Raw genomic sequence first — 10,551 nt, forward strand, 5'->3', positions numbered from 1 at the left:
TCATATTTGCTAAAAATTAAAGAGGATATAAAATTAATTTTAATTATACTCCACAACCACCTCCGCCTCCGCCCTTAACGGGTTCTACTTCCTCTAAAATTGCCCGAAAACCTGCTCCACTGGAATATGGGGAGCCCAAAACCTCTTTAGCATCTACTTTTTCCCATTCAACATCTCTTATCGCAAAATATTTAGCCAGCGTCAGGTAAGTATCCGGAAACCAGTAAGAATTTACCTGTAATGCTACTTTATACATTCCTGCTTCATCCACTCCTTGCGATGCCATTATTTCAAGGAGTCCAAGCATGGCCATACCGTGATTGCAATCTGGAAAATATACGGAGTTACCGCAACACGGCCTATAGATGTTCTTTGATATGCTCTCTACTTTTTCCTGCTGTTCTTTTGTCAATTTTACAAAATCATACCTGCTGTAATGATCCATAACATCGCCTTTTGCAAGTGTCCATCCTCCGGTTGAGGCAAATTTACTGGCATCTCCTCCGTAACGCTCATCCACCATCGGTCCATTATCCAATATCTCATTTTTATTTGATAGACCAAAAGCCCAAAAATAGTTAAGCAGGAAGTTGGCATTCTCTTCGTTCATAACTACTTTATCATTACTATCTCCGTAAATAAGCTCCTGCATCTGAGCATCAAACCCTCCTCTCTTTTGGTAAAGCTCCTGAAATTTATCTTCGTCAATTACGCCCGCGGCTATCATTTGCTTTCCAAAATTTCCAAGATCAGCAGGGAGAACTATTCCTTCTTCAGGCAAGACCTGATCTCTAAAACTTTCTACCAAAACAACTTCATCTGCAACAGCACCTGTTTTAGATGTCGTGACAGGGCCGTACTTGAAAATAAAAGTTGAAGTGATTATAGCAACGCCGATTATAAGCGCAGGTACAATCAAATTACCGGACGTTGATAAGCTAGTACTTTTTTCATTTTCAATTACATCTTCCACAGTATCCCGGGTGGCATCTTCTATATTTTTACTCACATCCTTTTCTTTTTGATCACAACATTCATGATTATTGTGGTGCTTTGTTTCTGTTTTTTCTTTTTTTCGTTTAGTCATTTTTTTGATCTTTTTCCCGCCTTTATTACAAAGAACAGAAAAAATCCTATAGTTATTACGCCCCAGATAACATCCGGAACAATACTTAATTTATTTGCGAGATTCTGTGAAATACTGTTTAACAATTCACTTATTCTAACCTGGAACTCAGGCGCCCAAAAAGTATTTCCACTTAATGCCATAAATATCAGCACAGCTCCCATAAGAAGAAACACAACCGCTGATATAAGATTAGTAGTGTGAACTATTATCTTCTTTGCTCCCAGCTTAAGTTCGACAAGCTTCCCTTTTATTATCTTTGTATTCTCAAGTTTAAACGTATCGTAAAAGTAAGCCGCAATAAACAGAGGAAATACCATCCCTAAAACATAAGCAAATACAACAATAAGGGCTTTCCAAAACGCACCTGAAATTACAGCAAGGGTCATAGCTCCCGCAAGAACAGGGGCGCAACATGAGGTTGCCGCACCGGAAAGCACGCCTAAGCTAAATACAGATTTTGAACCCAAAGCCTCTCCGGTTTGTCCACTTTTTAGAGTAGAGCCGCCTATTTTGCTTTTAAGTCCCGGAAATAAGGTCAAGCTTTTACTCAATATAGCCATTACCGCCAATACCACCATAAACAAACCACCAATCAAATACATCTCTTTGTGGAAATCTCTAAAAAACCCTGCAAGCCATGCCGCGCCCAAACCTATCGGAATTAGAATAACCGCGATACCGGCAAAAAACACGAGTGTCATACGGATAATCTTTGTTTTTTTCTTAAAGACTGATGCCATATACGCGGGAAAAATAAAACCAATACAACATGGTGCGAAAAGAGCAACCATCCCCGCCAAAAAAGAGGCAATTATAGAAGCTCCTAAAATTATATCCATACTATCTTGTCACCATCGCCCTAAAGGAAAGTTCCATTTTAGGCGATTGTGCTGAGTTAGTTTCTATATAAATCACTCTATCTGCCAAACCCACGCCTGAAGGTCCGTGTGCGGCGGGATCAAAAACAGCTTTAACTATTACAGTTTCTCCGGGTTCTACAGTCGCATTTAGCGCGGGGAGTCTGCCATGTCCCAACATTCCAAATGCTCCATACTCTTTGCCTTCTGCGTCGTAAATATAAGCTACGGTACACATGCACGAAGTATATGCCTTGGTAATAAGTACAGGCTCAACACTCTCATTTTTAATCTCAAATTCGTGTACGACATCTCCATCTTGCATGTCTATGGTTCCAAAATTAAAACTCTGTCCGGAACCCGCTAATGAACCCTGTGAATACTCAACTGCTTTACTGTCACTCTCTTCACTTGTAGAAGCAAGCCAGAAAAGCCCTGCAACAAAAACTACTACTCCTGAAAAAATTAATAAATTTCTTGTTGTATTTTTCATCGTTCAAAAAAAAGCGCCCACTTGTAAAGAAGTGGGCGCTTTTTTATTAGTAAATAATAAAACTTATATCTTATACAGATACAAAAATATGCGCCTTATTATAAGATTCTTTAGAGTTTAAATTTTTAGTACGCGATAGCCATGTTAGAAAATTCACAACTGCAACAAAAACCTCCTGGTGAAATTTTTTATAATTTTTAAAAATAAAAGTATAATGCCCGCTATTTTTTTCCAATTTCAAAATCTTAGGAACACAAGCGACAAGAAAAACTGCAAAAACCATTAGAATACTTACGCTAAACAAATCACTATTTAAAATAATAGCTAAAAAGCTATCCATCATACCAATGTGATGCAGTGCTGTAACAATTGCGCCTTCTTCCGGACAAGGCAAGGTGCCGGCAACAGAAAATGGACATTTTCCGTGTGTTTCATGGTTCATCGTACCCATAAACAAAAAGCCAAAAAGAGTGGTGAGCAGAAACACAAATAAAGTATAGGTTGTTATTGCTTTATAATTCATGGTTTACACAATCATTGTAACATCGGCAAAAGCGATGTCTATATCTTACTCTTTTTTAAAAGCATAGCGTTAGTAGCCACTATAACAGTACTCGCTGACATAAAGATGGCTGCTACCGCAGGCTGAAGCAAAATACCTTTAGATGCGAGCACACCCGCAGCAAGCGGAATGGCTAACACATTATATCCTGTTGCCCAAAAAAGATTCTGTATCATTTTCCTGTACGACATGCGGGATAATCTGATTATTCCGACAATATCTTGAGGATTGTTCCTGACAAGAATAATCCCCGCGCTCTCAATTGCAACATTTGTTCCAGCGCCTATGGCAATGCCAAGATCCGCCTGTGTAAGAGCAGGTGCATCATTTACACCATCTCCCACCATGGCAACCTTAAATCCGCGTTTCTGCAATTCTTTCACACGGTTTGATTTTTGCTCTGGAAGCACTTTAGCAAAATATTCATCCATACCAAGTTCTTCTGCGACCCATTTTGCGACATCCTCAGAGTCCCCTGTTACCATTGCAGTCTTTATCCCCATGCCATGAAGTGCATTTATAGCTTCTCTTGACTGCTCTCTTATAATATCCAAGAGAGCAATGGCGCCAATAAGCTTTTCATCTTTAATCACGTAAACAACCGTCTTACCTTGGTGGGAAAATTCATTCGTTTGCCGGTTAAAATCTTTATCCTGCTTTAGGGAAAGGTCTTCTACAATAGTGGCACTTCCAACAACAACCTTGCTTTCCCCAATTCGGGCCTTAGCGCCTTTACCCGGAATACGTTCAAAGTCTTTAACTTTTTCAAGAACTATTCCTTTTTTTTCTGCTTCCCCTGCTATTGCGTAAGCTATAGGGTGTTCTGAAAATTTGTTCACAGATGCCGCGAGTTTTAGTACTTCTTCTTTTGAAATATTTCCCCCTACAGGCATTACAGCATCCACTCCAAATTCACCTTTTGTGAGAGTTCCCGTTTTATCAAAAAGAACCATGTCTATATTGCGCGCTGATTCAAGTGCGATACGTTGTTTTACGATAAAACCTGCTCCTGCCGCTTTTGTAATAGAAATAGAAGCCACAAGAGGTATAGCAAGACCAAGAGCGTGCGGACAAGCTATAACAAGAACAGCCACCATACGAGTTACAGCAACATCCGGAGAGGAAATAGAAAGCCATACTCCAAAAGTAAGCCCTCCGACAGTTACCGCGATAATGGTGAGATAATAAGCCGCCCTGTCAGAAAGCATCTGTAAGCGACTTTTAGACGCTTGAGCTTCAGCAACAAGGCGCATTATTCCCGCGAGAAATGTTTCCTCACCCGCATTAGTGGTGTGTATAGTAAGTGAACCATCACCATTAATAGTGCCTGCAATTACCTCATCGTCTTTATTTTTAAAAACAGGTTTTGATTCTCCTGTTACGATAGATTCATTAACCTCAGAGGATCCTTCCAGTACAATACCATCCGTTGGTATTTTTCCGCCCGGTTTTACGATAATAATGTCATTTTCTTTTATCTCTGAAACAGAGACTGTAATCGTTTTACCTTCCCGTAAAACCTCCGCCTTATCAGGAAGAAGTTTAGATAACTCTTTCAAAGCTCCTTGTGCGCCCGAAACTGCTCTCATTTCAAACCAATGTCCAAACAGCATTATTGTAATAAGTGTTGAAAGTTCCCAAAAAAGATCGGGTCCGGCATCGAAAAATACTGTATATGTGCTGTAAAAATACGCCACACTTATAGCTAATGCTATCAACGTCATCATACCCGGTAGTTTAGCTCTAAGCTCACGGTAAGAACTTGCAATAAATATCCAGCCTCCATAGAAAAAAATAAATGTTCCGAGTACAAAAGGTAAAAACTCAGACCCCCTAAACACTGGCGCCTGATACCCAAAAAGTACGTCCATTATATCTGAATATAGTACAATGGGCACAGAAAGCACTAAACTTGCCCAGGCCTTATTTTTAAATGCTTTGGTGCTGTGTCCTTCATGCTTATCTGCTATATGTTCTTTATTTTTTTTGTGTTTATTTTCTTTTTTAGGCACCAAACTCATCCCGCATTCGCCGCACATTCCCTGTATCTTCTGAGCTACTTCGGGATGCATTGGACATGTATAAAAAACACTGCCCTCCTTGAAAGTTTCAACCGACCCAATATTCTCTTTATTTCTTTTATCATCACAACAATCTGACATATTATTTTTTACGTGATAATTTATATACTTTTAAAACTTCTTCAGTTGCCTTTTTGCTTTGTCCGCTTTTCATCTGCTCGGCGACATGAGTAGAAAGATGGTTCTCCAGAAGAAGCGCCTCAACCCCACTGAGTGCTTCTTTAACAGCTGAAGACTGTGTAATAATGTCTACGCAATATTTTTCGTCCTCAACCATTTTTTGCAAACCGCGAACCTGTCCCTCAATTCTTTTTAAACGGTTAATGGTCTGTTTTTTTATTTCTTGTTTCATATTATAATTATACCCCCCGGGGGTATGCTGTCAATAGGTGTCCATACACAGCCATTAAAAACCCTCGTAATATTACGAGGGTTTTTAATTATTTTTTTATTAATATTTAGGGCTCTCTTCGTTGTCTATCTTATCTAAGCATATAGAGTTTATGCAGTATCTTTTACCTCCGCGCTCCTTGGGGCCGTCGTCAAATATATGGCCCAAATGCCCGCCACACTTTTTACACATTACCTCCGTGCGCGCCATACCATGGCTTTTATCTTCGGCGTACTCCACACTACCTTTTGATAAGGGTTCTGTAAAACTCGGCCATCCTGTTCCCGAATCAAATTTAGCGTCAGAAGAAAAAAGCGGGTTTCCGCAGGCGGAACATTTATAAACACCGTCTGCTTCAGACAAAAAATAATATTTATCAGAAAAGGGCGCCTCTGTCTCCTTCTGGCGCATTATTCTGTACTGCTCAGGGGTTAATTTATTTTCCCACTCCTCATCGCTCTTTTTAATTTTTTCTACCATGCATCTATAATATCACAGATATACTATTTATACATTAAAAAATCAAGATTTTGGTAACAAAACTATTCAATACCCCTCTCTTCAGGACAAAATGCTAGTCCACTCTCGTCCCGGCAGTCTTTGCACGCAATAAAATGATTTGCGCAGCTTTTGTTTTTACAATCGGCATACATGTCGCTTGCCGCACCACACTTATCACACTTACCCACCACTTTATGCTCGGGGCTGTCTGTCTCAAACCCCATTGTTATTCGCTTGTCAAAAACATACAACTTGCCCTCAAAATCTTTGTTCGGATATTTTTCCATATAACTTACTATTCCCCCGTCAAGCTGGTATATATTTTCAAACCCCTGCTTCTTTAAATACCCCGTTGCCTTCTCGCACCTAACTCCTCCCGTACATACAGCGAGAACTTTTTTGTCTTTTATATCCTCTATCTCATCTTTAACTTTTGGAAGGTCGCGAAAATTGCGCATCGGCAAAAGGCGCGAACCGCGAAAATGTCCGCTTTTATATTCATAATCGTTGCGCATATCCACTATTTCAAAATCTTCATTACTTTGAAACCACTCATGCAATTCTTCCGGTGTAAGACGTTTCCCTGTAACTTCGCCCGGATGTAAATCCTCTTCTCCAAGCTGTAAACTCACTATTTCAGGCCGCACCTTAACGGATAATTTAGGAAAGGCATCTCCAATTCCCTCGCTGCGCTTAATGTGTGTGTCTTTAAACCGTTTATCCGAGGCAAGCGCTTTAACATATTTTTCTATATTTTCATTCGTACCTTCAAGTGTTGTGTTTATTCCCTCTTCAGCAATTATTATACGACCCTTCAATTCAAGTTCCCGACACAGCTTAAGCTGAGCCTCTTTAATGGTTTCGGTATCTTTTATGCGCGTATATTTATAAAAAAGTATTATTGTATATGCCATAACGAATACTATACTAACAGGAAAAAGATTTTTTCTCAATCCTTAAGTTTAAACTTCACCGGCTGTTCAGTAAAGTACACCAAAATTAATTAAATGTGCTAAAATATAAATATTATGGAAAGTCCAAATATTGAAAAGTATTTTCTTATATCCTTAGTTCTCGGCGGAGGTATCTTTCTGTTTGTTATATTTCTCCCTTATATGGGAGCACTTCTTTTGGGCGGGACTCTTGCTGTGCTGTTCAACCCTTTATACAAGAAAATGTCCGAAGCACTTGGGCAGCGTGATGCCCTGGCGGCGTTTCTCGCAATACTACTCGTAGTTACACTCCTTCTGGCTCCCATAGTTTTCTTTGGGTATCAAATATTTCAGGAATCACGCGATGTGTATGAAGCGATGAATTCAGGAAATAGAACACTGGAAGACATAATGTCCGCAGCCGAAAGTTCCGTTCAAAAAATTATACCCGGCGCACCCAATATATCCCTGAACTTTCGCGAAGTAACAAATCAGGTTGCCGAGTTTATAGTACGCAACATAAACAATATATTTTCCGGCATTGCTGAATTTACAATAACTCTGTTTCTGGGTATATTTGCTTTCTACTTCTTTTTAAAAGATGGGCGTAAAATAGTACTATACTTTACACACCTTAGCCCCCTTCAAGACAAGTACGACCACGAAATAATACACAGGCTTAAAGTTACAATAAATTCCGTTATAAAAGGTGCCTTATCTGTAGCTATTTTACAGGGGTTGATGACAGGAATTGGGTTTTTTATATTCGGCATACCAAATCCAACTCTTTGGGGTGGAGTTGCTGCAATTGCGGCGCTCGTACCTTCTCTGGGAACGCTACTGGTAATAGCTCCCGCGGTTGCCTATCTTTTCTTTTTTGACAGCGCGCTCGCCGCCTTAGGTCTCACGATATGGGGCGTGGTATTAGTAGGGCTTATAGACAACTTTCTCAGCCCGAGGTTTATGAAGCGGGGAGGAATAAACGTTAATCCGTTTCTTATACTTTTAAGTGTCCTGGGAGGAATATATACGTTTGGTATTCCCGGAATAATAATAGGACCGCTTGCTCTCAGTTTTTTTGTAGCAATAGTAGAAGTTTACACAAAAGAGTTTGAACCTACTTATACCCGGGGAAGTAATCACGCTTAATTCGCTTTAAAGGCATTTTTATTTTTGTAAGCACTCTTTCAATACTTTTTACCATGGGCTCGGGACCGGAAATATAAAAAGTCCTCTCTTCAAAATCCGGTACTTCTTTTTTTATTATATCCGCGTCAATACGTTCTGTAATATAAACGCTTTTCATTCCAAAGCGTTTTTTTGCTTCTTCAAAAATATCTCTAAACACCGCATCTTCCTTTTTGTTTACAGCATAAAGAAGTATTACATCGCGAGATTCATTTTTATCAATAAAATATTTAACCATACTCCTAAAGGGAGTTACCCCTATTCCCCCGGCAATAAAGACAAGTTTCTCCGCGGTGTCCGCGGGGGGAACAAAATCTCCTGAAATTTTTGCCGCAACCATTCTGTCTCCTTTTTTCATACTCCTGAGCTTGCGCTTAAAGCTACTGCCGGGAATGGAAAACTTTGTTGTAAGCAACACATCCTCCTCTGTTGGCGAAGATGCAATCGTAAAAAACCTACGCGAACCGCGACCTCCCGGGCGTTTGTGCTCAAGAGTATATTCAAGATATTGCCCGGGCATAAAATTAAAATGTTTTTCTCTCTTAAACCAGAAGTTTTCAATGTTAGGGGTAGCTACTTCTTTACGGGACAAAGTAAAAGTTTGTCTCATGTTGCGCTTCAAAGCAAGGGTGAAAAGATTTCCCGCTAAAAGAGAGAGCTCAAGAGAATAAGGTATCTGTGGGACAAAATTCTGAAGTGCAAACAAAACAGATGCTACAAAGACACCGTAATAGAGACGCTTATTTTTTGTCTCAGGCGCTGTAAGAGGTTCTACAAGCATAACAAACGCGAAGAAGAGAAGTGGTGCCGAAAAAGCAAAATTTCCCGCCTGAAAAAGGCTGTCCAAAAAAGGCATCTTTTGAACCAGTACAAAATAAAGCGCTAAAAGAAAAGCGTATGTGCCAAAAAATCCTGCCACCAAATTCAAAAACCGCGTCTTTAAAATAACCACCAACCCCCCCGCGAGAAGAAAGGGCACCATGCTGCTTGTTCCTATCCACCAGCTTGCCGGATATCCCATTACAAGAGCGGACGCTACAGCGCCAAAGGCGGCGGGGTTAAAAATATGAAGCTTATTTACTACAAAAATATACTTGGAAACAACAGCTGCCAGAGAAACAAACAACAAAACTTCCCAATCCCCGCTCAATGTTAACGGTCCCATTATGGCAGACAAAATAAGTCCTGTTATAACAGCGGATTCAGGGTTTATTTTTACTTTTAAAAGACGTGCTACGCCAAAATTAAATACTCCGCAAGCCAGTATAAAAAATATAGTTTGTAAAACAATGTTTGAAGTATTATAAGACACAAAATCCAACACGGAAAAAACTACAGCCACGCCAAGAAGCCCGCAAAGGAAAAACAGCATGCCCATGTACATGCTTATCTTACTTAAATATTTTGATACAAAATTCACTTATTTGTTTTGTATTATTCTCTAAAAACCTGCTCTTGTTCCTCAATAAACCCTCCCGATTGATGCGCCCAAAGCATAGCATAATGTCCGCTCTTTTCTAATAACTCCCGATGAGTTCCCTGCTCTATTATCTCTCCCTCGTTAAGCACAACTATCCTATCCATATTCTGTATCGTGCTTAACCTGTGCGCTATAACAATTGCGGTACGGTTTTCCATTAAATATTTTAATGCACCCTGAATAAGCTTTTCGCTTTCACTATCCAATGAACTTGTTGCCTCATCCAAAACCAATATAGGCGCATTTCTTATTATGGCACGCGCTATCGCGATTCTTTGGCGCTGTCCTCCAGAAAGCTTTACTCCTCTCTCACCTATCAAGGTGTCATATCCTTTGGGAAGTTCATCAATAAATTCAGTAGCGTGCGCCATGCGTGCTGCTTCTTTTACATCTTCTTCCGTAGCATCAAGACGTCCATATTTTATGTTTTCCGCAATGGTCCTGTGGAACATTATGGGTTCCTGCGGTACATATGAAATAAGATTGCGAAGATCTTTTTGTCTTATGTTTTTTATATTCTTTTCCCCTATTTTTATCTCCCCCTCTTGTACATCCATAAAACGCAAAAGAAGTTTTGTTATGGTGCTTTTACCCCCGCCCGACCGCCCGACAAGAGCCAACTTTTCTCCACTATTTATTTTAAGATCAAAATTCTTAAACAAATGCTGTCCTTCGCTGTCCTCGTAGAAGAAGCTTACGTTGCTAAACTCTATATCCGGCTTACTGAGAACAAACGGTTCTGCCGCTTCAGGGTCAAACACCTTAGGCGCATCCATTAGAAGTTCAGTAAATTGCGCCGCCTCGCTAAGGTTGGTTTCTATGTTTCTGTAAATATTGTTAAAGTTCCACATAACGCGGGTAAAAGAAGCATAGTAGGAAAATGTTACAAACACAGTCTCAAGCCCTGTCGCGCTCCCCTGGCTTACCCATATAGCTA

The 10,551-nt window shown here is 40.0% G+C and carries 11 protein-coding genes; 1 reads left to right on the top strand and 10 read right to left on the bottom strand.

Features of this window, described 5'->3' with window-relative positions; genetic code table 11:
- Positions 1 to 43 precede the first annotated feature (43 nt).
- The 8 genes from WDZ40_02495 to WDZ40_02530 form a co-directional block, all read right to left on the bottom strand.
- Positions 44 to 1,087, bottom strand: coding sequence for a hypothetical protein (locus tag WDZ40_02495; GenBank protein ID MEX0877713.1), 1,044 nt, complete (start codon positions 1,085 to 1,087; stop codon positions 44 to 46).
- Entirely contained in the window at positions 1,084 to 1,968 is an 885-nt protein-coding gene (locus tag WDZ40_02500; GenBank protein MEX0877714.1) for a cytochrome c biogenesis protein CcdA, read from the bottom strand. The genes WDZ40_02495 and WDZ40_02500 overlap by 4 nt, the downstream gene beginning before the upstream one ends.
- A 1-nt stretch (position 1,969) precedes the next feature.
- Positions 1,970 to 2,479, bottom strand: coding sequence for a DUF1573 domain-containing protein (locus WDZ40_02505; GenBank protein MEX0877715.1), 510 nt, complete (start codon positions 2,477 to 2,479; stop codon positions 1,970 to 1,972).
- Between the two features lie 70 nt (positions 2,480 to 2,549).
- A complete protein-coding gene (locus WDZ40_02510; protein MEX0877716.1) occupies positions 2,550 to 3,002 on the bottom strand; it encodes a hypothetical protein in 453 nt (150 codons plus the stop codon).
- A 38-nt stretch (positions 3,003 to 3,040) separates the two neighbouring features.
- Positions 3,041 to 5,203, bottom strand: a complete 2,163-nt coding sequence (locus WDZ40_02515) for a heavy metal translocating P-type ATPase (protein MEX0877717.1) — start codon at positions 5,201 to 5,203, stop codon at positions 3,041 to 3,043.
- 1 nt (position 5,204) lies between these two features.
- Positions 5,205 to 5,474, bottom strand: coding sequence for a metal-sensitive transcriptional regulator (locus tag WDZ40_02520; GenBank protein MEX0877718.1), 270 nt, complete (start codon positions 5,472 to 5,474; stop codon positions 5,205 to 5,207).
- A gap of 99 nt (positions 5,475 to 5,573) precedes the next feature.
- Complete coding sequence (msrB, locus tag WDZ40_02525) at positions 5,574 to 5,993, bottom strand: peptide-methionine (R)-S-oxide reductase MsrB (GenBank protein MEX0877719.1); 420 nt, start codon at positions 5,991 to 5,993, stop codon at positions 5,574 to 5,576.
- 62 nt (positions 5,994 to 6,055) lie between these two features.
- Positions 6,056 to 6,928, bottom strand: coding sequence for a rhodanese-related sulfurtransferase (locus WDZ40_02530; GenBank protein ID MEX0877720.1), 873 nt, complete (start codon positions 6,926 to 6,928; stop codon positions 6,056 to 6,058).
- Positions 6,929 to 7,042: 114 nt separating this feature from the next.
- Between WDZ40_02530 and WDZ40_02535 the strand changes: the two genes are divergently transcribed.
- Positions 7,043 to 8,095, top strand: coding sequence for an AI-2E family transporter (locus tag WDZ40_02535; GenBank protein ID MEX0877721.1), 1,053 nt, complete (start codon positions 7,043 to 7,045; stop codon positions 8,093 to 8,095).
- Here the strand turns inward: WDZ40_02535 and WDZ40_02540 are convergent.
- On the bottom strand, positions 8,064 to 9,554 hold the full coding sequence (locus WDZ40_02540) for a hypothetical protein (protein MEX0877722.1): 1,491 nt from the start codon (positions 9,552 to 9,554) through the stop codon (positions 8,064 to 8,066). The genes WDZ40_02535 and WDZ40_02540 overlap by 32 nt on opposite strands.
- Positions 9,555 to 9,568: 14 nt before the next feature.
- Positions 9,569 to 10,551 (bottom strand): ATP-binding cassette domain-containing protein (locus WDZ40_02545; protein ID MEX0877723.1); only part of this gene is annotated, 983 nt, incomplete at its 5' end.

The sequence above is a fragment of the Candidatus Spechtbacterales bacterium genome, assembly GCA_040879145.1.
Classification (GTDB): Bacteria; Patescibacteriota; Minisyncoccia; order Spechtbacterales; family 2-12-FULL-38-22; genus JAWVZY01.

Bases quoted from the DNA above. Each gene is read 5' to 3' on its own strand.
- WDZ40_02510 (MEX0877716.1), bottom strand. From the start codon at position 3,002: ATGAATTATAAAGCAATAACAACCTATACTTTATTTGTGTTTCTGCTC.
- WDZ40_02515 (MEX0877717.1), bottom strand. From the start codon at position 5,203: ATGTCAGATTGTTGTGATGATAAAAGAAATAAAGAGAATATTGGGTCG.
- WDZ40_02535 (MEX0877721.1), top strand. From the start codon at position 7,043: ATGGAAAGTCCAAATATTGAAAAGTATTTTCTTATATCCTTAGTTCTC.
- WDZ40_02520 (MEX0877718.1), bottom strand. From the start codon at position 5,474: ATGAAACAAGAAATAAAAAAACAGACCATTAACCGTTTAAAAAGAATT.
- WDZ40_02530 (MEX0877720.1), bottom strand. From the start codon at position 6,928: ATGGCATATACAATAATACTTTTTTATAAATATACGCGCATAAAAGAT.
- msrB (MEX0877719.1), bottom strand. From the start codon at position 5,993: ATGGTAGAAAAAATTAAAAAGAGCGATGAGGAGTGGGAAAATAAATTA.
- WDZ40_02495 (MEX0877713.1), bottom strand. From the start codon at position 1,087: ATGACTAAACGAAAAAAAGAAAAAACAGAAACAAAGCACCACAATAAT.
- WDZ40_02505 (MEX0877715.1), bottom strand. From the start codon at position 2,479: ATGAAAAATACAACAAGAAATTTATTAATTTTTTCAGGAGTAGTAGTT.
- WDZ40_02500 (MEX0877714.1), bottom strand. From the start codon at position 1,968: ATGGATATAATTTTAGGAGCTTCTATAATTGCCTCTTTTTTGGCGGGG.